This window comes from Agrobacterium sp. FDAARGOS_525, assembly GCF_003938925.1.
GTDB lineage: Bacteria > Pseudomonadota > Alphaproteobacteria > Rhizobiales > Rhizobiaceae > Agrobacterium > Agrobacterium pusense.
This window is the reverse complement of record NZ_RKIU01000004.1, coordinates 794,885-817,836: the sequence shown is the minus strand read 5'-3', so window position 1 is coordinate 817,836 and position 22,952 is coordinate 794,885. Positions and strand designations below refer to the sequence as shown.

The following is a 22,952-nucleotide window of genomic DNA, read 5'->3' as shown; positions in this document are numbered from 1 at the left end:
GCGGTCTCTCCCTCGTGGGTTTCAGGCGTCCTCCGGCCTGTCCTCCGGATTGAACTGGCTGATGGTGGTCCAGCGCGCGGTTAGCGCCGGCTTTTTCTCGTTTTCGATTTCCACCGTCACATCGTAGGTGGTCATCAGCATGGAGGCTCCGCGAAAGCGCGTCTCAGCCAGGGTGAAACGGCCGCGCACGCGAGCACCGCTTTTGACCGGAGCGACGAAACGAATGGCGTCGAAGCCGTAATTGATGCCCATGGTCTGCTCGCGAATGCGCGGCAGGGCGTCGTAATTCAGGGCCGAAAGCAGAGACAGCGTCAGGAACCCATGCGCAATGGTGCCGCCAAAGGGACTTTCCGCTTTGGCGCGTTCCGGGTCTGTGTGGATGAACTGGTCATCCAGTGTTGCTTTTGCGAAGCTGTCGATCATTGTCTGGTCGACCGTGATCCAGTCGGAAACGCCCATTTCTGTGCCAACGTGGTTTTTCATCTCGGCCAGCGCAATTTCTTTTGTCATGTTACCTCGTCCGCATTGTCTCCCGCGACTTATACGGCTCGTGACGCGACGGGATCAACCGCGCAGATAAAACACCACCGAACGGGCTGGAAGGAAGGCGGGGTTACCGAAATCCGTGCCGATGGCGGACCAGCCATCGCCCGGCAGGGTGAAAGGCACGATCTCACGGCTGCGGTTTATCAGCACGGCAAGTTCAGCGTCGGCACCAGTTTCCCGGTCGAGGGTGGAAAGCACCATGGCAAAAGCCTGCGCAATTGGCCTTTCCCAGTCTGCCGTCGTCATCGGCTCGCCGGCGGGGGCGAGCCATATCACATCGCCATGGCCTGAGAAGAAGCCTGTCCCCGAAAACACGTCGAAACGTTTGCGCAATGAAGCGAGAAAGGCCGTATGGTCGATCAATTCGCGGGAAAGCGATGACCAGTCGACCCAGCTTATCTCATTGTCCTGGCAATAGGCGTTATTGTTGCCTTGCTGGCTGCGGCCGCCCTCGTCGCCCGCCGTGAGCATCAGGGCGCCGCGAGAGACGAAAAGCGTGGAAAGCAGCGCCTTCACATCTGCAATCCGGGCTGCTCCAATGACGGGATCGTCTGTCAGCCCCTCAAAACCATTGTTCCAGGAATGGTTGTCATTGTGGCCGTCGCGATTGCTCTCGCCGTTTTTCTCATTGTGCTTATGTTCGTGGCTGACGAGATCGTACAGGGTGAAACCGTCATGGGCAGCGAGAAAATTGACGCTGCGGGTGTGCTGGCGGCCATGGCGGGAAAAGATCGGCGAGGAACCGGAAAGCGCATCGGCCAGCGCCCCGGTCGTGCCGGTGTCCCCGCGCCAGAACCGGCGCATGTCATCGCGGGCGCGATCGTTCCATTCGAGGAAGCTTTCCGGAAAATTGCCGAGCTGGTACCCGCCGGGGCCGATATCCCACGGTTCGGCGATTAGCAGGCGGTCATAAAGCAATGGGTCCGAATGCATGGCCGAGAGCGTTTCGCTTGCCATTTCGAAGCCATTGGCCGTTCGTCCGAGCACTGGGGCCAGATCAAAGCGGAAACCGTCCACGCCGGCACTGAGAACGAAATGCCTGAGAGAATCGATAATAAGCTGCCGGATATAGGGATGGTCGCAGGCGACCGTGTTGCCGGTGCCGGTATCGTTGACCAGAACCCCCGGTTTGCCCGGCGGGTGACGAAAGGCGGTGAGATTGTCGAGCCCGCGCAGCGATAGAACCGATCCTTCGATATCGCTTTCACCCGTGTGGTTGAAGACCAGATCGAGAATGACACCGATGCCCTGCGCATGCAGCGCTGCAACCGTCTCGCGCAGTTCGCGCACGCCACCGGGACAGAGTCGAGGATCAAGCGCCATGAAGCCGACGGGATTATAACCCCAGGCATTGGAAAGGCCGAGAGGCGGCAGGTGACGCTCGTCGATCCACGCGGTAATCGGCATCAGCTCCACCGCGTCGACGCCGATTTTTTTCAGGTGGGCGAGGATGGCGGGATGGGCGAGCGCGGCGACGGTGCCCCGGATGTCTTCCGGCACCTCGGGATGCAGCTGTGAAAAGGACTTCACGGAAAGTTCGTAAATCAGCCCACCTTCGGTGAAAAGCGGGGGTTGGCGCTTGAACGGCTCATGGCTGGCAAGAATTGCCTTGGGCACGATGTGGCCCGTTTCCTGACCAAAGGCAAAAAGGGCTGGATTATGCCGGAAGGAACGGTCTATCTCCGTGGCATAGGGGTCGAGCAGTAACTTTGCGGGATCGAACCACAGGCCATGTTCGGGCGAATAAATACCGTGAGCGCGAAAGCCGTAACGCGTACCCGGACCAGCGTCGGAGACGATCAATCCGTGAATGTCGCCTTCGCCGCGCACCATTGGCAGGCGCGCCATCTCTTTTTCCCCGGCCGTATCGAAAAGACAAAGATCGATCTGGGAGGCGTGCCGGGAATAGACCGTGAATTCCGTTCCGTTTTCCGTCTGCAGCGCGCCTTTGGGGAAAACGGAAGGTGTCTGCATTATCTGTCTCCGCTAGATAATATCTCTTCTGAAAGGTATCGGCAGAATAGGAGGGTTGGAAACCCTCCTCCGTCATCCTCGAGCAAGCCCGAGGATGACGCCGAGCAGGGCGGCGGACGTGTCACTCCAACGAGTTGCTTTGTGAACTCATCGTATTGTGCCCGGCGCTCTCAGGAGAAAGCAGCGCCGCAGCCAGCTTATGTGATAACGCTCGGCGCGCTTCGTCCCGTATGGGCCTTGATGCCGGCGATCGTATCGGCAACTGCAATCAGGTCGGCGAGCGCTTCCTGCGTTTCGATGCCGTGACGCGCCGCGTCCGGCTCGTAACGCTCGACATAGAGACGAAGTGTGGCACCTGCCGTACCGGTGCCGGAAAGGCGCAGCACGATGCGCGAACCGCCTTCGAACAGGATGCGGATACCCTGGTTCTTGCTGACGGACTGATCGACCGGATCGTGATAGGCAAAATCATCTGCCGCGGCGACCTTCAGATTGCCGTAGCTGGTGCCGGGAAGCGTCGCGAGCTTTTCGCGCAGGGTCGCCACCAGCGTGTTGGCGGCGTCCGAATCCACTTCCTCATAGTCGTGGCGGGAGTAATAATTGCGGCCATATTCGGCCCAGTGCTTTGTGACGATGTCCTTCACGCTTTCCTTGCGGGCGGCGACGATGTTCAGCCAGTAGAGCACGGCCCAAAGACCATCCTTCTCGCGTACATGATTGGAGCCTGTGCCGAAGCTTTCTTCGCCGCAGATCGTCACCCTGCCGGCATCCATGAGGTTGCCGAAGAACTTCCAGCCGGTTGGAGTCTCGTACATGCCAAGGCCGAGCTTTTCGGCGACACGGTCAGCTGCCGCACTTGTCGGCATGGAACGGGCGATGCCGGAAATGCCTGCCGCGTAACCGGGCGCCAGTCTGGCATTGGCGGCGATGATCGCCAGGCTGTCTGATGGCGTGACGAACATGCCCTTGCCGACGACCATGTTGCGGTCGCCGTCGCCATCGGAAGCAGCGCCGAAATCGGGGCCTTCCGGGCTCATGACATCGTCATAAAGCTCCTTGGCGTGGACAAGGTTAGGGTCGGGGTGATGGCCGCCGAAGTCCGGCAGCGGTGTAGCATTGCGGACCGAGCCCTTCGGAGCGCCAAGCCGCTTTTCGATGATCTCAACGGCATAAGGGCCTGTGACGGCGCTCATGGAATCGACCACGACCTTGAAGCCGCCGGCGATGAGGGCACGGATGGCATCGAAATCGAACAGCTCTTCCATCAGGGCGGCATAATCGGCGACCGGGTCGATCACCTCGACCGTCAGATCGTCCACCTTGAAGCTGCCCACCTTGTCGAGGTCGATATCGGCGGCGTCTGAAATTTTGTAGCTGTCGATGACCTTGGAACGGGCGTAGATCGCGTCGGTGATCTTTTCCGGGGCGGGACCGCCATTGCCGATATTGTATTTGATGCCGAAATCTTCGGTAGGGCCGCCGGGATTGTGGCTGGCGGAGAGCACGATACCGCCGAAGGCCTTGTATTTGCGGATGATGTTGGATGCGGCCGGCGTGGAAAGAATGCCGCCCTGACCGACCAGAACCTTGCCAAAGCCGGCAGCGGCGGCCATCTTGATTGCCTTCTGGATGACTTCGCGGTTGTAGTAACGGCCATCGCCGCCGATCACCAGCGTCTGGCCTTCAAAGCCCTCAAGCGCGTCGAAGATCGACTGGATGAAGTTCTCGGCGTAATTTTCCTGGGCGAAGACGGGCACCTTCTTGCGCAGGCCTGAAGTGCCCGGCTTCTGGTCCTGATAGGGCTTCGTCTGAACAGTCTTGATCATTGGTTCAATGGCCTTTCGAAATAAGCTGGCTGTAAAGCGCGGCGTAAAGGCCGGCGCTCTTTTCCCAGGAAACATCGGATTTCATCCCGAGTTTCTGCATTTGTGTCCATAGTTTCGGGTCGTGATAATAACGGATGGTCCGGCGGATCGCCTGTTTGAGTCCATCAAGCGTGACGGGGGAAAATTGCACACCGGTCGCCGACTTGTTGGCGATAGCGGCATGGTTGGCGTCGATCACCGTGTCTGCAAGGCCGCCGGTGCGGGCGACGACCGGAATGCAGCCGTAACGCAACGCATAAAGCTGGGTGAGGCCGCAGGGTTCGAAGCGCGAGGGGATGATGATCGCGTCGCAGCCCGCCTGCATGAGATGTGACAGGGGTTCGTTGTAACCGATGGCAACGCCGACGCGGCCATGGTGGCGGGATGCGGCCGCCAGGAGCGCACCTTCCAGCGCCACATCGCCCGCGCCCAGCACCACCAGACGGCCGCCGAGGGAAACGATCTCGTCCACGGCTTCGGCCATGAGGTCGATGCCCTTCTGCCAGGTGAGGCGTGAGATGACGCAAAACAGCGGGCTGTCATCGTCATCGATGCGAAAATGTTCGGCGACAGACTTCTTGTTCAGGGCCCGGTTTCTGAGATTGGCGGCGGAATAATTGTCATGAATCAGATGATCCGTTGCCGGGTTCCAGACGTCCGCGTCGATGCCGTTGACGATGCCGTGCAGCACATGGGCTCGGCTGCCGATAACGCCGTGCAGGCCCATGCCGAATTGCGGGGTGAGGATTTCCTCGGCATAGGAGGGACTGACGGTGCTGAGCGCCGTCGCCGTCTGCAGTCCACCCTTGAGGAAACTCACATCGTTATAATATTCCACGCCCTCCATGCCGAAAGCATGGGCTGGTAGCCCAAGCTTGCTGAAGATGTTGGCGCCGAACTGCCCTTGGAAGGCAATGTTGTGAATGGTGAGCAGGCTCGGAATTTCAGGCGTTTCGGCATAACGCATGTAGACTGGCGCCATGGCAGCCTGCCAGTCATGAGCGTGCAGGATATCCGGCCGCCAGTCGGGAAATTCGCCGGCTGCAATGCGGGCCGCCGCCAGCGAAAGCGCCGCAAAGCGCTTCCAGTTGTCGGGATAATCCTTGCCCGTCTGGTCGAGATAGGGCCCGCCGGAGCGCTCGTAATAAGCGGGCGAATCGAGGATGAGGAGATCCAGTCCCTCGTGCCGGGCTTCGAGCAGATCGGCCTTTTCGCCCAGCAGGTCGGTGAATTCGTAACATTTCACCGCGTTCGTCACGGCAGCTTTCACCGCTGGGTACCTGGGTATCAGCGTGCGCGTCTGTACGCCATAGGCTTCGAGCGCGATGGGGAGCGCGCCGGCAACATCGGCGAGCCCTCCGGTCTTGATCAGGGGGTAGATTTCGGATGAAACCGAAAGGACATTCATCGGCGCTACAGGTCCAGCTTGTCGATCATCGATTGGGTGATAAGGCAGATGCCGTTTTCGGTACGGCGGAAACGTTTGGCATCCAGTTCTGGGTCTTCTCCTACAATCAGTCCTTCCGGAATGACCACGCCATGGTCGATGACGACATTGCTGAGCTGGGCATGACGCCCGATCTTCACACTCGGCAGTACTACGGCATTCTCAAGGCGGGAGTATGAATTGGCGCGCACGCCTGTGAACAGAAGGCTGCGGTTGAGCGACGCACCCGAAATGATGCAGTCACCGGAAACGACCGAAGACACGGCCGAACCACGGCGGTTCTCGTCGTCATGGACGAATTTTGCCGGCGGGGTGATTTCCGCATAGGTCCAGATCGGCCAGGATTTGTCGTATATATCGAGGTCAGGCACCACATCCGTCAGGTCGATATTGGCCTGCCAGTAGGCGTCGATGGTGCCGACGTCCCGCCAGTAGGGGCCATGCTCGAAATCCGAACGCACGCAGGAGTCTGCGAAGCGGTGGGCGACGGCTTTGCCGTGTTTCACGATATAGGGAATGATGTCCTTGCCGAAATCGCGGCTGGAGGTGGGGTCTGCGGCGTCGCGGCGCAGCGCTTCCATCAGGAATTTCGTGTGGAAGACGTAGATGCCCATGGAGGCGAGCGCAAAACCCTCATTGCCGGGAATGCCGGGCGGATCGGCGGGCTTTTCAATGAAATCGATGATCTCGTCTTTTTCATTCACATGCATGACGCCGAAGCCGGTTGCTTCCATACGCGGCACTTCAAGGCAGCCGATCGTCACATCCGCACCGGAATCGACATGCTGCTGCAGCATGTATTCGTAGTCCATTTTATAGATATGGTCGCCGGCGAGGATGACCATGTATTCCGGCCCATAGGGCTCGATAATGTCGATGTTCTGGTAAACCGCGTCTGCCGTACCTTCATACCATTGCGTTTCGGAAACGCGCTGGGAGGCGGGCAGGATGTCGAAGCTTTCGTTACGTTCGGGGCGGAAGAAGTCCCAGCCGCGCTGCAGGTGCCGAATGAGGGAGTGCGCCTTGTATTGCGTGGCGACGCCGATGCGGCGAATGCCGGAATTAAGCGCGTTGGAGAGCGCAAAATCAATGATGCGCGCCTTGCCGCCGAAATAAACGGCGGGTTTTGCCCGGCGGTCCGTGAGTTCCTTCAGGCGGCTGCCTCTGCCGCCCGCGAGGACATAGGCCATTGCATCACGCGCCAAAGGCTGAACTCTTTTTTCCGACATGGTGTCCTCCCTCTCTGTCTGTCAGTTTTCCGGCTCGAGCATAATCGTGGCGAGCGGCGGCAGGACGAGCATCGCCCCGATATCGCCGCCGGCATCGACCGCCTGAACGCGTCCGCCATTTCCCTTGCCGCTGCCGCCATAAATTTCGGCATCGGTGTTGAGAATCTCCCTCCACCGCCCCGCCTGGGGCAGCGGCACATAATAGTTTTCCCGATAGACCGGGGTGAGGTTGCAGATGACCGCGACCGGCTTTTCGCCGGGCGCCGTGCGCAGCCAGGCGAAGACGGAATTCTCGTGATCATCGACCACAAGCCAGCGGAAGCCGTCAGGTTCGCAGTCCCGGGCATGCAGGGCGGCTTTGGATCGGTAGGTGAGGTTGAGATCACGCACGAGGCGGCGCATGCCCTCATGCATCGGATATTGGCGCAGGTTCCAGTCGAGCGCGCCCTTTTCGCTCCATTCGCTCCACTGCGCAAATTCCTGACCCATGAACAGCAGCTTCTTGCCGGGATAACCCCACATGAAGCCGTAATAGGAGCGGAGATTGGCGAATTTCTGCCAGTCATCGCCGGACATTTTGGCGATCAGCGACCCCTTGCCGTGCACAACTTCGTCGTGGGACAGCGGCAGCACGAAATTTTCGGTGAAGGCGTAAAGCAGGCCGAAGGTCAGTTCCTGATGATGGAACTTGCGATGCACAGGCTCCCGCGAGAAATAACTCAGCGTGTCGTGCATGAAGCCCATATTCCACTTGAAACCGAAACCGAGGCCACCCTCATGAACGGGCTGCGAAACTTTCGGCCAGGAGGTGGATTCCTCGGCAATCGTCATGACGCCCGGATGGGTGCCATAAACGAGGGAATTCATCTTCTGCAGGAAGCGCACGGATTCGAGATTTTCACGCCCGCCATATTCGTTCGGGATCCACTCGCCTTCCTTGCGGGAATAATCGAGATAGAGCATCGAGGCGACCGCATCGACGCGCAGGCCGTCGAGATGGAATTTTTCAGCCCAGTAAAGCGCGTTGTTGATGAGGTAGGACATGACCTCGACGCGGCCGAAATTATAGATCGCCGTGTTCCAGTCGGGATGGAAACCCTGACGCGGATCGGCGTGCTCATAGAGTGCCGTGCCATCGAACCAGCGAAGTCCATGTTCGTCGGTCGGAAAATGGGCGGGAACCCAGTCCAGCAAAACGCCGATGCCAACCTTGTGTGCGCCATTGACGAAGCGGGCAAACCCTTCGGGATCGCCAAAACGTGCGCTTGGGGCGTAGAGACCCGTCGTCTGGTAACCCCAGGAAGGGTCATAGGGATGTTCCGTAATCGGCAGGAACTCGATATGGGTGAAGCCCATATCCGTACAATAGGGAATGAGCTGGGCGGCGAGCTCGTCCCAACTTAGGAAGGTGCCGTCCTCACGACGCTGCCAGGAGCCGGCATGGACCTCATAGATGCTGATAGGCTGGCGACGCTGGTCCACCTGCGCCCAATGCTCCCTATGGGCCTGATCTTCCCATTTTTGCGTCAGTTCGGACGTAGTGACGGAAGCGTTCTTCGGCCGCAACTCGGCGCGGCGGGCATAGGGGTCGGCTTTCAGCGGCAGCAGCTCGCCGTTTGCACCGAGAATCTCGAATTTGTAGGCGCAGCCGGCGTAGACGTCGGGCGCGAAGATTTCCCAGATGCCCGTATCCTTTCGGAAACGCATCACATGCCGGCGGCCGTCCCAATTGTTGAAATCGCCAACGACGGAAACGCGCCGCGCATTCGGCGCCCAGACGGCGAAGTGAAAACCTTCAACGCCTTCGAGCTTCAGCGGGTGCGCGCCCATCTTGTCGAACAGCCGCAGATGCGATCCTTCCCGGACGAAATAATCATCCATGGGGCCGAGAACCGGGCCGAAGCTGTAGGGGTCTGTCACAGCCCACTCGGCATCATCGCGGCAGGCGCGGTAACGCACCGGCTGGCGTTTGGAAATATCGATCGGGCCTTCAAAAAAGCCGTCCGGGTCCAGCTGCTTCAATTCGCCCACGAAATTTCCGTCCAGCGTCAGGACGGAAACCTCCTCGGCACCCGGAATGAAACAGCGGGCAGAAAACCCTTCCGGCGTTTCGTGAACGCCGAGAAGGGCAAAGGGATTGGAATGCAAACCGCTCTTGATCGCCTCGATTTCAGCCTTCGTGATGTCGCCAGTCTTTTTCTCGTCGGCCGAATTGAGCGGTTTTTTCATCAGGCTCTCCAGATCTCGGTGGCATATTGGCGGATAGTCCTGTCGGACGAGAACCAGCCCATGCGCGCCGTATTGCGCACTGTTTTGGCGTACCAGCTATCCGGATTACTCCAGATCGCATCTACTTCTCGCTGCGCACCGGCATAGGCGTCGAAATCGGCGGCAACCATGAACCAGTCGCTGTTGTAAATACCGTCGATCAGGCCGGCGAATCGCGAGCGGTCATCCGGCGAGAAGACGCCTGATGCGATGGACGAAAGGGCCTGCGACAGTTCCGACGATCCTTCGATGATCGCGCGGGGATTGTGACCCTCTGCACGGGCTCTGGCCACCTCATCGGCCGTCATGCCAAAAATGACGATGTTTTCTTCACCGACATGATCGCGCATTTCAACGTTGGCGCCATCGAGCGTGCCGATGGTGAGTGCGCCGTTGAGGGCGAATTTCATGTTGCCGGTGCCGGAGGCTTCCATGCCAGCCGTCGAGATCTGTTCGGAGAGATCGGCGGCGGGTACCATGATTTCCGCGAGCGAGACGTTATAGTTCGGAACAAATACCACTTTCAGAAGCCCGCGCACGGCCGGATCGTTGTTGATGACCCGGGCAATATCGTTGGCAAGCTTAATGATCAGCTTCGCGTTGTGGTAACTCGGCGCCGCTTTGCCTGCAAAGAACTTAACGCGCGGAACCCAATCCAGTTCCGGGTGAGAACGAATCTGGTCGTAAAGCGCGACGGTTTCCACGAGGTTCAGAAGCTGGCGCTTATATTCATGGATACGTTTGATCTGGATGTCGAACATGGCCGACGGATCGACGCGAATGCCCATGCGCTGCGCCACCGTATTGGCAAGGCGCACCTTGTTCAGACGCTTCACCTCGGCGAATTTCTCGCGGAACGCGGCATCATCGGCGAAACGGTCGAGCGCTGTCAGCTTTTCCGCATCATCGAGGAAATCGTCGCCGATCGTTTCGCGAAGCAGGCTGGTGAGGCCGGGATTGCACTGCATCAGCCAGCGGCGCGGTGTGATGCCGTTGGTCTTGTTGTTGATACGGTCAGGATAGAGGCCGTGGAGATCGGCAAAGACCGTCTCCTTCATCAGCTCGGTATGGAGGGCAGAAACGCCGTTGATCGAATGAGAGCCGATGAAAGCGAGATTGCCCATGCGCACGCGGCGCTCGCCGCCTTCATCGATGAGCGAGATGGAGCGGATCTGCTGATCCGCCATCTTCTTTTCCTTGCGGGCAAAGAGCAGCGTATTTGCGTTGATGGCGTAGACGATCTGCATGTGCCGGGGCAGAAGACGTTCGAGCAGCGGCACGGGCCAGCTTTCCAGCGCCTCCGGCAGCAGCGTGTGATTGGTGTAGGAGAAGGTACCCTGGGTGATCTTCCAGGCCTCATCAAATTCCAGCCCGTGCACATCGCATAGAAGACGCATCATCTCCGCAATGGATATGGCCGGATGTGTATCGTTTAGCTGGATCGAGACCTTTTCCGGCAGCGAAGTAAAATCCGGATATTGCTGCAGATGGCGGCGCAGAATGTCCTGCAAGGAGGCGGAGGAGAAGAAGAATTCCTGCCGCAGGCGCAGTTCCTGACCGGCAGGCGTCGCGTCAGCAGGATAAAGAACCCGCGTCAGGCTCTCCGCCTTGTTGCTTTCACGCAGCGCGCCGATGTGGTCGCCAGCGTTGAAGGCAGCCAGCAGAATGGGATCGATCGGCTGTGCCGACCAGAGGCGGAGCGTATTGACGCGCGTGCCGCGCCAGCCGACGACCGGCGTGTCATAGGCCATGGCGATGACGCGTTCGGCCGGTTTCCAGACGAAACGCTGCGGATCTTCATAACCGCCGATTGTCTCCACCGATCCGCCGAAGCCGATTTCATAGGAGCTTTCGCGGCGTTCGAATTCCCAGGGGTTACCGTGGGCAAGCCATGTTTCCGGCAGTTCCACCTGCCAGCCATCTGCCATCTGCTGGCGGAAGAGGCCGTGCACGTAACGGATGCCGTAACCATAGGCGGGGATATCAACGGTCGCCATGGATTCCATGAAACAGGCGGCGAGACGGCCAAGGCCGCCATTGCCGAGCGCGGCATCCGGCTCCAGCCCGGCGATGACGTCAAGATCGACGCCGAGGGAGGACAGCGCGTCGCGGATTTCATGCATCAGGCCGATATTGGAGATGGCGTCGCGCATCAGGCGGCCGATCAGGAATTCGAGCGACAGGTAATAAACGCGCTTGGAATTGTTGGCATAGGCCTTGCGGGTGGATTCCATCCACTTGTCGATGATGCGGTCGCGTACGACGAGAATGGTCGCGGTCAGCCAGTCATGCGGCTTGGCAACCTTGACGTCCTTGCCGATACGGTAGGTGAGGCGTTCGATGATTTCCGACGCCATGATTTCCGGGTTGGAACTGCGCGGCGCGGGACGGGGGAGATCGGCGGCGTTGAGATTATTGATCATTGGTCGGTCAGCACCTTGGTGGGAGGAGAGGGTCTGATGAGGTCGATCCGTGTTGCCTTTGCTGATGCCAGTTTATGCATCGATATGGAGGTGTGGCAACAGCAATTTTTTCGGAAAGTTGAACGGCTTAGGGTGATGAAAAATAAGAATTTTTACTCTGCGTTCCGAGGATCGCCGAAGGGATTGCCGGCCCATTATGGGTCGGTCCTGAACGGGTTTGCACGGTCGTCGCGATGGCGGGCAACGTGCAAGAAAGGGAGAGGCTGCAACACTTCTAAATGGTTCACCGGTCCTGAAATCTGTTTCGCTCTAATATTCCGTTTTGCGCGTCGAGCCGAAAATCGTGCTTATTCCGATCCGACGCCATGGACCACACACTAGCCTTCGCGGTTGCAAAAATTCAATGAAAATAAACGAGGCATCGCGGCAGCCGCACCGGTCGACGGAAGCGACGCGGCGAAACCGGGAAAATGCGGCCAGCAAAACCGGGATTACGGAAGGAAAAAAGCCTGTGTCATCATTTTTCCGGCGCGGATCGTCACGCTGGTATTTGGTGGAACGGCGCACCAGGGAGCACAATCGAAGGAAAAGGGTTCCGAACTCAACGCAATGCCTTCGTCCAGACCGCGCCAGTAAAGTGTCGGCGGCTTGTCATCGCTTGACCAGCGGAAGGCGTGAACGCAGTCACCATCCATCAGAACGGCGCTGAATCTCAATGCGGAAGAGACACCCGCCGCCATCATCTTTTCCTGGCAAAGCCGCAGCGCGGTAGAGATGGCATTGACCGGGTCCACCTCAAGGCCATGGCCGGCGGCAATCAAGAAGATCGCTTCGCTGTCGCCCGTGCCGCGTCGGGATGCATAGATGTCATCGGGGATAAGGGAATCGATATCGCGCCTGATCTGCTCATAGCCACCGATCTGGCCATTATGCATGAAAAGGTATTTCCCATGCGCAAAGGGGTGGCAATTGGCGCGCGAGACTTCGCCCGACGTTGCAGATCGCACATGCGCCATGAACATGCCCGACCGAAGCTGGTGGCAAAGTGCCGCGAGGTTGGCGTCTGACCAGGCCGGCCGCGTGTCGCGAAAGACGCCGGGCGTTGCGCGTTCGCCATACCAGCCAAGGCCGCAACCATCACCATTAACGACGGTCTTGGCTTCCCTTGCTGCCATGGACTGGCTGACCAGCGAGGCTTCCGGCTCGATCAGCAGGCTGTCGAGCCAGACCGGTTTACCGGAATAGGCAAAGAGGCGGCACATTCATGCAGCTCTATCGAATGCCTTGTCTCCGAGCGCAAAGCCGACTGCGGCCTTCGCGTGAATGGCGGTCGAATCGTAACCCGGCAGCGGCAGGGCGTCGGGATCGATCAGCAGGGAAATTTCGGTGCAACCGAGAATGACGGAATCAACGCCGAGTGCGCGAGCCTTCTCGATGACCGCAAGATAGCGGTCACGCGAGCAGGACTTGATCTCGCCCTGGCACAATTCACCGAAGATGATGTCGTGGATGGCGGCCCTGTCTTCGGCATCCGGCACGACCACGTCGACGCCGTGGCGGCGCATCCGGTCCGTGTAGAAACCGTGTTCCATCGTGTAGCGGGTGGCGAGCAGCAGCGGCTTGCGGCGTCCATCCGTTTTCAGGGCGGCTGCGGTCTCGTCGATGATGTCAATCAGCGCCACGCCGGACATTTTCGCAACGGTGTCGGCAACGAGATGCATGGTATTGGTGCAGATCAGTACACAATCGGCGCCGGCATTGGCAAGGCGCGCGCCTGCTGCACCCAGAAGCGCGCCGGCCTCATCCCAGCGGTCTGCCTTCTGAAGGGCGACGACCTCGGAAAAATCGAGCGAATGCATGACGATATCGGCCGAGACCAGGCCGCCGCGGCTGTCGCGAACCGCCTCGTTGATCATGCGGTAATAGGTTGCGGTGGATTCCCAGCTCATGCCGCCGATCAGGCCGATCCGTTTCATAATAGTTCCCTTTTCAACTTTGATTGAAATAAGAATGCCATCGTCGCAACGAAAACGGCATGCGTTTTTGCGCAGTTTTCGTGGCCTAGATGCAAACTCGGCGCGCTTTCTGTCCTGATGTCGCAAATTTCTTGCGCGCTTGCATTAACCCGTGCATTGTTCACTGATGATTGATGACCGTGACCGCCGAATCCTTGCGATTCTCCAGGAAAATGCCGAAACCCCGCTCGCCGATATCGCAGAGGAAGTTTCCCTGTCGCTATCGGCCTGTTCGCGCCGCATCACGCGGCTACGAACGGAAGGTTATGTGACAGGCACCATGGCGCTGCTCGACCGGCGGAAGATCAATCTTCCGACCACGGTTTTCCTGCTGGTAAGAACGGGCCTTCATGCGGAGGACTGGCTGGACCGGTTCCATGCCGCAGTCAGCACCATCCCTGAAATCGTCGAGGTTCACCGGCTCACCGGCAATTTTGATTATATTCTGAAGCTCGTCCTGCCGAATGTCGAATATTACGACACGGTCTACAAACAGATTCTGCGCCGCGTGCAGCTTTACGACATGTCCGCCTATATCTCCATGGAGACGGTGAAACTGTCGTCTTCGCTGCCGACGACGCATATCTGAGGGCTATCGAACCGTGATCAGCGTGCTGCCTTGAAACGGACGCCAAAGCGGAAGCTTCGCGTCTCGCCCGGTTGCAGCGTAATTGCATCCGCGAGTTCCGCCTGGTTGAAGGCGTTGGTCGGCGTTTCCACGGGTTCGAGCGCGATGGAGCGCCGCCTGTCGCGTGCGAGCGTATCCCCGGTAAAGACATGCATGTGCCCACGCTCCTGCCAGACCGTCAGGCTTGAACCGTCATGCGGGTTTTCGAGCCTCGTCTCGTAAAGCCCGTTCGCGGAAGCAATCAGATCGGTGAAACAGGCATCGACCACATGCCCGGCCAGCGGGGTATGGAGAAAAAGGGTGTCGTTCCGTTTGACTAACCCGCCCTGTGGGTTTCGCAGGGGGATTAGATACTCGTTTGTTTCAATTGCTGTTCGCGAAGGCAGGGTGAGGAGAAGGTCGTCGATAGACGTGGTGCCGGGCAGGCGGAAATAGGGATGCCAGCCGGCGGCGAAGGGCAGGGGCCGGTCGTCGCGGTTGATGCCGCGTATGTCGATGGTAACGTCATGGCCGACGAAGCGATATTCCACTTCGATGGCGAGACGGTAAGGGTAACCGCTGAAATCCGCAGGCGATATTTCGGCACGGAAGATGAGAGTATGAGCGCCGTTTTCCTCCGATGACTGGGCGAGGACGAAGGGCAGGGCTCTGGCAAATCCGTGGAAGACTAGGGCTTCATGGGCAAGCACCGGCTCAATGCGGTGCGTCTGCCCGGCAAAACTAAACCGACCATCCGGGATGCGGTTGGAGAAGGGCGCGAGAATGCCGTTCCTCACGCCATTTTGGGACTGCATTTCGGCGGGCGTCGAATATCCGTCGACGAGATTTTCGCCTCCGCTGCCATCGGCAGAGACCGGCCGCCAGCTCAGAAGCGTCGCCCCTTGATAGGCGATTTCGGCAATGAAACCGGTTCCGGAAACGGTCAGACTGGCAATTCCCGTGCCTGTCGCGGAGGTGGTCATCGGGAAATTGTCCTTTGCATACATGCGTCTGCTGTCATCGCGGCCACTGCCGTGCCGATTCGCCTGATCATCTTCCCTGAAAGACAATTTCGCAATGGCTCGCAGGGACTGTATCAACAGGCTCCTGCCATCCCCTGTCTGCCGGTCAATCAGTCCGGAAAGCTTCGCTTTGCGCCGCTGAAAAACTCCATAAGCGCTGCCTGGTCCTCTCCACCGAGCCCTGCTGCCGTGAGCATCCGGTGCACCTCGGCGCAAACAGCCGTCAGCGGCATGGCCGTGTTGGTGCGTCGGGCGAGATCCTGCGCGCCGTTCAGGTCCTTCACCATATTGTCGATCCGGCCGGTGCGGCGGTAATCCCTTGCCACGTAACGCGGCATGTACTCCTGCAGGATGGCGCTGTCGGCGCGGCCGCCCCTCAGTGCCTGCGGAATTTTTGCGGCATCGACGCCGGCGTCCAGCGCCAGTTGCGTCGCTTCCGCTACAGCAAGGAAGTTCAGACCGCACAGAACCTGGTTGATGAGTTTTGTGGTCTGCCCTGCGCCGCAGGGTCCCATATGAGTGTAATTGCTGGCCACATGTCGCAGCACGCGATGCGCATCGGCCACATCCTTTTCGCTGCCCCCCGCCATAAGCGTCAGTTGGCCGACAAGCGCCTTGGGCGCGCCGCCCGAAAGCGGGCTGTCCACCCAGCGCAGGTCCTTTTCGGCGGCATCGGCTGCCAGTTCCTTTGTGGCTTCCGGATCGATGGAAGACATGTCGATGATGAGCGTGCCGGGCTTCGCCCCCGCCGCGACGCCATCCTTGCCGAAGACGGCGATGCGAACGATTTTGGGCGAATTGAGGCTGAGAATGACCACATCGGAAATCGACGCTGCTTCCGCCGCTGTGCTCGCGCTCTGCGCGCCGAGGCTCGTCAGTGCCGCCACCTTTTCCGCATCCAGATCGAAAACCGTCAGCTGATTGCCGGTCTCTATGAGCCGTGTCCCGATCGCCCCGCCCATGGCGCCTGCGCCGATCAGTGCAATTTTGTTCTTCTCGGTCATGGTGGTCACGGCCTCCTCCCAAAGCGTCGTGGTGTCGTCGTTCAAGCCCGGATGGCGGTGCAGCCGGCCATCCGGGCCTGGGGTGTCAAAGCGAAGCGGTAATGCCGCCGTCGACGTAGAGAATGTGGCCGTTCACGAAGGATGAGGCATCGGACGACAGGAAAATGCAGGCGCCGACGAGTTCTTCGACCTTGCCCCAGCGACCGGCCGGCGTGCGCTTTTCAAGCCATGCCGAAAAGGTCTCGTCCGAAACAAGGGCGGCGTTGAGCGGGGTGTCGAAATAACCGGGCGCAATGGCGTTACACTGCAGTCCATATTTGGCCCAGTCCGTTGCCATGCCTTTTGTCAGGTTGCCAACGGCACCCTTGGTGGCGGTGTAGGGGGCGATGCCGGGGCGGGCAAGGGCGGTCTGCACGCTGGCGATGTTGATGATCTTGCCACGGCCGCGGCCGATCATGTGGCGCGCGGCAGCCTGCCCGGCGTGAAACACCGAGGCGACGTTGGTTTGCAGCAGGCGCTCGAAGGCATCCGCCGGAAAATCCTCCAGCGGCGTTCGGTGTTGCATACCGGCATTGTTGACGAGGATATCGATGGCGCCGACCTCCGCTTCGAAACGGTCGATCGCCTCGCGCACCGCGCCGTGATCGGTAGCATCGAAGGCAAGCGTTCTGGCACCCTTGATGCCCGCTGCCGCCGCCTTCAGCTTCACCTCATCGCGCCCGTTCAGCACCACTTCCGCCCCTGCTTCCGCCAGCCCGTGCGCCAGCGCCAACCCGATGCCCTGGGACGAACCCGTGATCAGGGCGCGGCGGCCGGAAAGATCGAACAAATTAAGGCCCACTGTTTCCTCCAGTCTCTCGACATTGCATTCTTGAAAGAATATGTTACCGATAACATTCATCCGTTTGAGGGCGGATGTCAAGGCTGATGCGCCCGCTTTCGGTACGTATCGGGCGGGTGGCGAACTGACAAGGTGCATCGAGGCGCATCTTGCGGCAGCAATGGGATGAAGAATTTTATGCGCCATAATGGCGCGCGCTTGAACGGGAGTTGTCATGAAAGCGATTGTCGCCCACGGGGCAAAGGATGTGCGCATCGAAGACCGGCCGGAGGAAAAGCCGGGACCGGGTGAGGTGCGGCTCCGTCTGGCCAGGGGCGGAATCTGCGGCAGTGATCTGCACTATTACAATCATGGTGGTTTCGGCGCCGTGCGGTTGCGTGAACCCATGGTGCTGGGCCATGAGGTCTCCGCCGTCATTGAGGAACTGGGCGAAGGCGTCGATGGGCTGAAGATCGGCGGTCTGGTTGCGGTTTCGCCATCCCGGCCGTGCCGAACCTGCCGCTTCTGCCAGGAAGGCCTGCACAACCAGTGCCTGAACATGCGGTTTTATGGCAGCGCCATGCCTTTCCCGCATATTCAGGGCGCCTTCCGCGAGGTCCTGGTGGCCGACGCCCTGCAATGCGTGCCGGCCGATGGCCTGAGCGCCGGTGAGGCCGCCATGGCGGAACCGCTGGCGGTAACGCTGCACGCCACCCGCCGCGCCGGTGATATGCTGGGAAAACGTGTGCTTGTCACGGGCTGCGGCCCGATCGGTATCCTCTCCATTCTGGCCGCGCGCCGCGCCGGTGCAGCTGAGATCGTCGCCACCGATCTCTCCGATTTCACGCTTGGCAAGGCGCGTGAGGCGGGTGCGGATCGCGTCATCAATAGCAAGGACGAGCCCGACGCGCTTGCCGCCTACGGTGCGAACAAGGGAACCTTCGATATTCTCTATGAATGCTCAGGCGCCGCCGTGGCGCTTGCCGGCGGCATCGCGGCGCTTCGCCCGCGCGGCATCATCGTCCAGCTTGGCCTTGGCGGCGATATGAGCTTGCCGATGATGGCGATCACCGCCAAGGAACTCGATCTGCGCGGTTCCTTCCGCTTCCATGAGGAATTCGCAACCGGCGTTGAATTGATGCAAAAGGGCCTGATCGATGTCAAACCTTTCATCACCCAGACCGTTGATCTCGCCGATGCCATCTCGGCCTTCGAATTCGCTTCCGACCGCAGCCGCGCCATGAAGGTTCAGATCGCTTTCTCGTAAGCAAGGTTTCTACGTGCGAATACGCCGACGTTTCGATTGGCGGCGGGTTATCCCGCCGCCAATTTTTTTGGGCTGATTGTTGGTCGTAGCGACTCGCGTAGATGTTATCGATATCATCGACTGCTTCGGAGACTTCATTCCGGCTCAAGGCCGGAATAACGGAGGGAACGTGACGGACGCCAGCAAACGCTCCAGCCTGTCATACCCCCCAACACGACTGCCGCATATTTTGCCCGGACTGCACCCACAACCGTCTATACCAGCGTCGTCTCTGCCATTTGCACATTTTGACGCAGGCCAAAAAGGTGATTTGCCGCCAGTCGTTTTTTGCGTTATCGAAATTTCAGAAATTACTGAAAATTCAGAAGGAAGAGAAATGCCTTCCAATCTCTCCCCACTCGTCCAGTCCTTCGTGCTGCATTTTGGTGAGATGGGCAGCCGCTGGGGCATCAACCGCACTGTCGGCCAAGTCTATGCTCTGCTTTACATATCGCCACAGCCCCTCTGCGCGGACGATATTGTGGAGGCGCTCGGCATTTCGCGGTCCAACGTGTCGATGAGCCTCAAGGAACTGCAAGCCTGGAACCTGGCAATCCTCAAGCACTTCCCCGGAGACAGGCGTGATTTTTTCACGACGCCTGAGGATGTCTGGCACATCCTGCGAACGCTTGCTGAGGAGCGCAAGAAACGCGAAATCGATCCGACCCTCAGCGTGCTTCGGGAAATCCTGATGGAAACGCCGGAAAACGAAGATGAGCGTCATGCGCAGAGGCGTATCGATGAGATGAAGACGCTGATCGAGCAGCTGACGGGTTGGTATGACGATGTGAAAAGGCTGGAGACGGAACGGCTGGCTTCTCTTCTGGCGCTCGGTTCCAAAGTCACCAAGCTTCTGGAGGCCAAGGACAAGATCGTTTCCCTTGGTCGGCCCCGCGTCGCGAAAAAGGACGGCTGAGGCGATCATGACCATGTCAGCCCAGACCCCTCCCTTGGCCGACAGCCGCGATGACGGCTGTTCCGCGCCGGTTGCACTGTCACTCGGTACGCGGCGGGTCTTTTCCATTCCTGGCCGCAAGCCCCGCGCCGATAAAGCGCCCACCCCGCAAAAAATGCACGCACCGGCGGCGGCAAGATCGGCTTCCCTGCTGCATGTTCTCGTTTCGCTGTTCTGGTTGCCACAGGCGGGTCTGCTTGCCTTTTCCGTCGGAAAAATTGCTGATGGTGCGCCAATGATGGCGCTCATGCCGCCGGCTGCCGCCATTTTTCTTCTCGGTATCCTCAAGGCCCTTCTGGAAAAAACCGCAGCGCGCATGTCGTTCCGTATGGCGCGGGCGGCTCTTTCGCAGCGGCGGCTGGAAGCGCTCCACGCCCTGGCCAGGGTCTCCCCGCTCGACCTCTCGCGAACGGCTTCCGGTGAGGTGGCAGCTGTCGTCGCCGAAACGTCGGAAGCACTGGTGCCCTATCTTTCCCGTTTTCACCCGGCAAGGATGAAGGCAACGATCGTTCCCGTGGCATATGCCCTCGTCATCCTTCCGTTCAGCTGGATCGCGGCGCTGGTGCTTTTGCTTGCCATGCCGACCATTCCGCTGTTCATGGCTTTGATTGGCTGGCAGGCCAAGGCCGCCAGTGAAAAGCAGCTTGCCGAGGCCGGCAATATGAACGCTTTCCTGCTCGACCGGCTGCGCGGGCTGGAAACGATTCGCGCGCTGGAGGCGGTCGATCTAACGGCCACACGCCTGAGCGCCGATGCGCAGAATCTCAAGAAGAGAACGATGGCGGTGCTCAGGATCGCCTTTCTCTCATCGGCAGTGCTTGAGCTTTTCGCGGCGCTCGGCGTCGCCATGACGGCCGTTTACATCGGTTTCCATCTGCTCGGCTTTCTCGATTTCGGCGCGTGGGGTCAGAAACTGACGCTTGCCGAAGGTCTTTTCATCTTGCTTCTCGCGCCGGCATTTTTCGAGCCTCTGCGGGAATTGTCCGCCGTCTGGCACGACCGGGCGGCCGGCGAGGCTGCGCTCGGCGCGCTCGACGATCTGGCGAAGGGTGGGGCGGCTATTGCAGGCACGGGCAAGGACGCGCCGGACGTGACAGTTGCGACGCCGGCAACCGTGGATTTGCATGACCTGACCTTCGCCTATCCCGGTGCATCGCCCGTGCTTCGAAATTTCGATTTCAATGTCCGGGCGGGTCAAACAGTGGCACTTCTCGGACCCTCCGGTTGCGGCAAATCCACGGTGCTCTCCCTTATTGCCGGGCTCGCCAAGGCACAGGGCGGCACGATAAAAATCGGCGGCACCGTACTCGACGATGAGACGGCGGACATACTGCGCAAATCCATCGGGTGGATTGGCCAGAAGCCGTTTTTCACAGCCGGCTCGCTGGAGGCGAACATTCGCTTCGGCCGGGTCGGCGTCACGCGAAGCATGGTTGACATGGCGCTTGAAAGCACCGGCCTCGATCAATTGTCGTCTTCCCGCGGGCATCTGCCGGTGGGAGATGGCGGCCATGGCATTTCCGGCGGTGAAGCGGTGCGGCTCGCCATTGCCCGTGCCTTCGCCGACCCCGCCGCACGGCTCATTCTGGCCGATGAGCCAACGGCGCATCTCGACCGCGAGACGGCCGAACTCGTTACGGAAAACCTGCTGCAACTGGCGAAGGGAAGGACGTTGATCGTCGCGACCCATGATCCGGTGCTGGCCGCGCGCATGGACAGGGTCGTGGATATGGCGGCGGTGAGATCGGGAGATCCCTCATGATGTCACGCTTCGCCATATTGAAACCCGTTATCGCCCTCTTCTGGTCGGCACGGAGCGGCATGTTGCTGGCCGGTGCGGTTCTGGCGGCGACCACAGTGCTGGCAGGCATCGGTCTGCTTGGCATATCCGGCTGGTTTATCACGGCCACCGCCATTGCCGGCCTGCTTCCAGCGACAGCTTATGCTTTCGACGTTTTTGCACCTTCAGCCGCCATTCGCCTTCTTGCGCTGGCCCGCACCGCCGCGCGGTATGGTGAGCGCATGACGACCCACGAGGCCACGCTTTCCATCCTCGCGGCACTTCGGGAAAAGCTGTTTCGCGGTTTTGCCGCGCCGCAGGCGGCGAAAAATCTCCAGGCTAGGCCGGCGCGCCTTTTGAACCGGCTGACAGCGGATATCGATGCGCTGGATTCACTCTACCTGCGTGTGCTGCTTCCCGCGGCCGTCGCGGCCCTTGCGGCGATCGCAACCGGCATCGGGCTTGCTTTCATTGATCCGCTTGCCGGTCTTCTGGCTGCATTGTTTCTTGTCGCTTCCGGCCTCGGTATTGCGGTGCGTGCAGCTTTGCGGGCGGAGAAATTCTCGCGCCGCAGGGCGGTCGGTCTGGAGGCGCTACGCGCTCGCGCGGCGGATCTTGTCGGCGGGCAGGCGGAACTGCTCGTGGCCGGCCGGCTTGCCTCACAGGTCGAGGCGGTGAAACGTGCCGATGATTATCTGCTCGATTGTGATGAAGCTTTGAACCGCATTGAGACGAATGCCGGGTTTTCCTTCGGCGTTGCAACGGCGGTACTTTTGAGCGCGACGCTTCTCGGCGTGGCCTGGCTGGCGGAGCAGGAAAAGCTCGGTGCGCCCGCCGCGGCGCTTGGCCTGCTGGTCTGTCTGGCGGCGCTGGAGCCGTTCACGGCGCTGCGCCGTGGGGCGATGGAACTGGGACGAACGCTTTTTTCCGCACGCCGCATTGCACCACGGCTCGCGCCTGCAGCTGCGTTGCACTGTCCGCTCCTGCCGGCTGGCGGCATTGCGGCCAAGCTTCAGGGCGTGCGCCTCGAACGTGAAGGCAACGTAGTGCTGACGGGTATCGAGCTTGAGATCTGCGCCGGAGAAAGGCTTGCGATCGTCGGTCCAAGCGGCGCGGGCAAGACAAGCCTCATCCAGCTGCTGGCGGGCGAATTGCAGCCGTCGGCAGGCACGGTCAGCGCGCTGCCGTCCAGCCCTATGACACAGAGAAGCCAGCTCTTCCGCGACAGCATCGCCGACAATCTAAGGCTGGCAAATCCTGCCGCGACCGAGAGCCAGTTGTGGGAGGTCCTCACGGCGGCGGGCCTCGCCGAACACGTCAAGGCCATGCCGGGCCGACTGGAGGCGAGGCTTGGCGAAGCGGGACAGGGGCTTTCCGGCGGCCAGTCGCGCCGGCTTGCGCTGGCCCGCTTCCTGCTCACCGACAAGCCCCTCTGGCTTCTCGACGAGGTGACGGAAGGGCTGGACGGCGAGACCGCCCGCGACGTGCTTGCCCGCCTGTTTGCCTCGGCGGAGGGCAGGACCGTCGTGGTCATCACCCATAATCGCCGCGAGGCAGAATTCGCAGACCGCATCGTCGTGCTGAAAGAGGGGTGTCAATTTGATGAATGTCAAAGCGGCACTCCGGAATACGGCGTAGTGCTGAACACATTGCGCCCGGACTGAGATTTTTTTGAGAGCCGGCGTCGTCTT

General features: G+C 60.0%; 17 protein-coding genes. 5 read left to right on the top strand and 12 right to left on the bottom strand.

Annotated elements, in window-relative coordinates; all coding sequences use genetic code 11:
• Positions 1 to 21 precede the first annotated feature (21 nt).
• From EGT36_RS20125 to EGT36_RS20080, 9 genes are all read right to left on the bottom strand, one after another.
• The gene (locus EGT36_RS20125) at positions 22 to 510 is read right to left on the bottom strand and encodes a MaoC family dehydratase (RefSeq protein ID WP_004437750.1); all 489 of its coding nucleotides are present in this window, start codon (positions 508 to 510) and stop codon (positions 22 to 24) included.
• Between the two features lie 54 nt (positions 511 to 564).
• Positions 565 to 2,520: a glycogen debranching protein GlgX gene (gene glgX / locus EGT36_RS20120; protein WP_125270900.1), complete on the bottom strand. Its 1,956-nt coding sequence runs from the start codon at positions 2,518 to 2,520 to the stop codon at positions 565 to 567.
• A 197-nt stretch (positions 2,521 to 2,717) separates the two neighbouring features.
• On the bottom strand, positions 2,718 to 4,346 hold the full coding sequence (locus tag EGT36_RS20115) for an alpha-D-glucose phosphate-specific phosphoglucomutase (RefSeq protein ID WP_006698100.1): 1,629 nt from the start codon (positions 4,344 to 4,346) through the stop codon (positions 2,718 to 2,720).
• A 4-nt stretch (positions 4,347 to 4,350) separates the two neighbouring features.
• The gene (gene glgA / locus EGT36_RS20110) at positions 4,351 to 5,793 is read right to left on the bottom strand and encodes a glycogen synthase GlgA (RefSeq protein ID WP_125270899.1); all 1,443 of its coding nucleotides are present in this window, start codon (positions 5,791 to 5,793) and stop codon (positions 4,351 to 4,353) included.
• A 5-nt stretch (positions 5,794 to 5,798) separates the two neighbouring features.
• Positions 5,799 to 7,061: a glucose-1-phosphate adenylyltransferase gene (glgC, locus tag EGT36_RS20105; RefSeq protein ID WP_004437759.1), complete on the bottom strand. Its 1,263-nt coding sequence runs from the start codon at positions 7,059 to 7,061 to the stop codon at positions 5,799 to 5,801.
• A 21-nt stretch (positions 7,062 to 7,082) separates the two neighbouring features.
• Positions 7,083 to 9,290, bottom strand: a complete 2,208-nt coding sequence (gene glgB / locus EGT36_RS20100; RefSeq protein WP_004437762.1) for a 1,4-alpha-glucan branching protein GlgB — start codon at positions 9,288 to 9,290, stop codon at positions 7,083 to 7,085.
• Positions 9,290 to 11,752 carry a glycogen/starch/alpha-glucan phosphorylase gene (locus EGT36_RS20095; RefSeq protein WP_004437765.1) on the bottom strand — a complete coding sequence of 821 codons (2,463 nt, stop codon included), beginning with the start codon at positions 11,750 to 11,752 and terminating at the stop codon, positions 9,290 to 9,292. Before EGT36_RS20095 ends, glgB begins: the two co-directional genes overlap by 1 nt.
• Before the next feature lie 491 nt (positions 11,753 to 12,243).
• Positions 12,244 to 13,014: a class II glutamine amidotransferase gene (locus tag EGT36_RS20085; protein WP_125270898.1), complete on the bottom strand. Its 771-nt coding sequence runs from the start codon at positions 13,012 to 13,014 to the stop codon at positions 12,244 to 12,246.
• A complete protein-coding gene (locus EGT36_RS20080) occupies positions 13,015 to 13,728 on the bottom strand; it encodes an aspartate/glutamate racemase family protein (RefSeq protein ID WP_006698095.1) in 714 nt (237 codons plus the stop codon).
• 166 nt (positions 13,729 to 13,894) lie between these two features.
• On the opposite strand from EGT36_RS20080, the gene EGT36_RS20075 reads away from it, so the two are divergent.
• Entirely contained in the window at positions 13,895 to 14,356 is a 462-nt protein-coding gene (locus EGT36_RS20075; RefSeq protein ID WP_003508584.1) for an Lrp/AsnC family transcriptional regulator, read from the top strand.
• A 17-nt stretch (positions 14,357 to 14,373) separates the two neighbouring features.
• Here EGT36_RS20075 and EGT36_RS20070 read toward each other — a convergent pair whose 3' ends face one another.
• The 3 genes from EGT36_RS20070 to EGT36_RS20060 form a co-directional block, all read right to left on the bottom strand.
• On the bottom strand, positions 14,374 to 15,357 hold the full coding sequence (locus tag EGT36_RS20070) for an aldose 1-epimerase (protein WP_111814156.1): 984 nt from the start codon (positions 15,355 to 15,357) through the stop codon (positions 14,374 to 14,376).
• A gap of 149 nt (positions 15,358 to 15,506) precedes the next feature.
• On the bottom strand, positions 15,507 to 16,400 hold the full coding sequence (locus EGT36_RS20065) for an NAD(P)-dependent oxidoreductase (RefSeq protein WP_113730546.1): 894 nt from the start codon (positions 16,398 to 16,400) through the stop codon (positions 15,507 to 15,509).
• Positions 16,401 to 16,485: 85 nt separating this feature from the next.
• Positions 16,486 to 17,241 (bottom strand): SDR family oxidoreductase, encoded by a 756-nt coding sequence (locus EGT36_RS20060; protein WP_112637378.1) that lies wholly within the window; start codon positions 17,239 to 17,241, stop codon positions 16,486 to 16,488.
• Between the two features lie 214 nt (positions 17,242 to 17,455).
• Here EGT36_RS20060 and EGT36_RS20055 point away from each other — a divergent pair, with 214 nt between their 5' ends.
• The 4 genes from EGT36_RS20055 (at position 17,456) to EGT36_RS20040 (ending at position 22,925) form a co-directional block, all read left to right on the top strand.
• Entirely contained in the window at positions 17,456 to 18,487 is a 1,032-nt protein-coding gene (locus EGT36_RS20055; protein ID WP_022563448.1) for an L-idonate 5-dehydrogenase, read from the top strand.
• 376 nt (positions 18,488 to 18,863) lie between these two features.
• A complete protein-coding gene (locus EGT36_RS20050; RefSeq protein ID WP_022563449.1) occupies positions 18,864 to 19,442 on the top strand; it encodes a GbsR/MarR family transcriptional regulator in 579 nt (192 codons plus the stop codon).
• 13 nt (positions 19,443 to 19,455) lie between these two features.
• On the top strand, positions 19,456 to 21,243 hold the full coding sequence (gene cydD / locus EGT36_RS20045; RefSeq protein WP_479829498.1) for a thiol reductant ABC exporter subunit CydD: 1,788 nt from the start codon (positions 19,456 to 19,458) through the stop codon (positions 21,241 to 21,243).
• Positions 21,240 to 22,925, top strand: coding sequence for an amino acid ABC transporter ATP-binding/permease protein (locus tag EGT36_RS20040; protein WP_037090620.1), 1,686 nt, complete (start codon positions 21,240 to 21,242; stop codon positions 22,923 to 22,925). The genes cydD and EGT36_RS20040 overlap by 4 nt, the downstream gene beginning before the upstream one ends.
• The last annotated feature ends 27 nt before the right edge of the window (positions 22,926 to 22,952 follow it).

Excerpts from the sequence above, each read along its gene's own strand:
- EGT36_RS20125 (WP_004437750.1), bottom strand. The coding sequence starts at position 510 with ATGACAAAAGAAATTGCGCTGGCCGAGATGAAAAACCACGTTGGCACA.
- glgX (WP_125270900.1), bottom strand. The coding sequence starts at position 2,520 with ATGCAGACACCTTCCGTTTTCCCCAAAGGCGCGCTGCAGACGGAAAAC.
- EGT36_RS20115 (WP_006698100.1), bottom strand. The coding sequence starts at position 4,346 with ATGATCAAGACTGTTCAGACGAAGCCCTATCAGGACCAGAAGCCGGGC.
- glgA (WP_125270899.1), bottom strand. The coding sequence starts at position 5,793 with ATGAATGTCCTTTCGGTTTCATCCGAAATCTACCCCCTGATCAAGACC.
- glgC (WP_004437759.1), bottom strand. The coding sequence starts at position 7,061 with ATGTCGGAAAAAAGAGTTCAGCCTTTGGCGCGTGATGCAATGGCCTAT.
- glgB (WP_004437762.1), bottom strand. The coding sequence starts at position 9,290 with ATGAAAAAACCGCTCAATTCGGCCGACGAGAAAAAGACTGGCGACATC.
- EGT36_RS20095 (WP_004437765.1), bottom strand. The coding sequence starts at position 11,752 with ATGATCAATAATCTCAACGCCGCCGATCTCCCCCGTCCCGCGCCGCGC.
- EGT36_RS20085 (WP_125270898.1), bottom strand. The coding sequence starts at position 13,014 with ATGTGCCGCCTCTTTGCCTATTCCGGTAAACCGGTCTGGCTCGACAGC.
- EGT36_RS20080 (WP_006698095.1), bottom strand. The coding sequence starts at position 13,728 with ATGAAACGGATCGGCCTGATCGGCGGCATGAGCTGGGAATCCACCGCA.
- EGT36_RS20075 (WP_003508584.1), top strand. The coding sequence starts at position 13,895 with ATGATTGATGACCGTGACCGCCGAATCCTTGCGATTCTCCAGGAAAAT.
- EGT36_RS20070 (WP_111814156.1), bottom strand. The coding sequence starts at position 15,357 with ATGACCACCTCCGCGACAGGCACGGGAATTGCCAGTCTGACCGTTTCC.
- EGT36_RS20065 (WP_113730546.1), bottom strand. The coding sequence starts at position 16,400 with ATGACCGAGAAGAACAAAATTGCACTGATCGGCGCAGGCGCCATGGGC.
- EGT36_RS20055 (WP_022563448.1), top strand. The coding sequence starts at position 17,456 with ATGAAAGCGATTGTCGCCCACGGGGCAAAGGATGTGCGCATCGAAGAC.
- EGT36_RS20050 (WP_022563449.1), top strand. The coding sequence starts at position 18,864 with ATGCCTTCCAATCTCTCCCCACTCGTCCAGTCCTTCGTGCTGCATTTT.
- cydD (WP_479829498.1), top strand. The coding sequence starts at position 19,456 with ATGTCAGCCCAGACCCCTCCCTTGGCCGACAGCCGCGATGACGGCTGT.
- EGT36_RS20040 (WP_037090620.1), top strand. The coding sequence starts at position 21,240 with ATGATGTCACGCTTCGCCATATTGAAACCCGTTATCGCCCTCTTCTGG.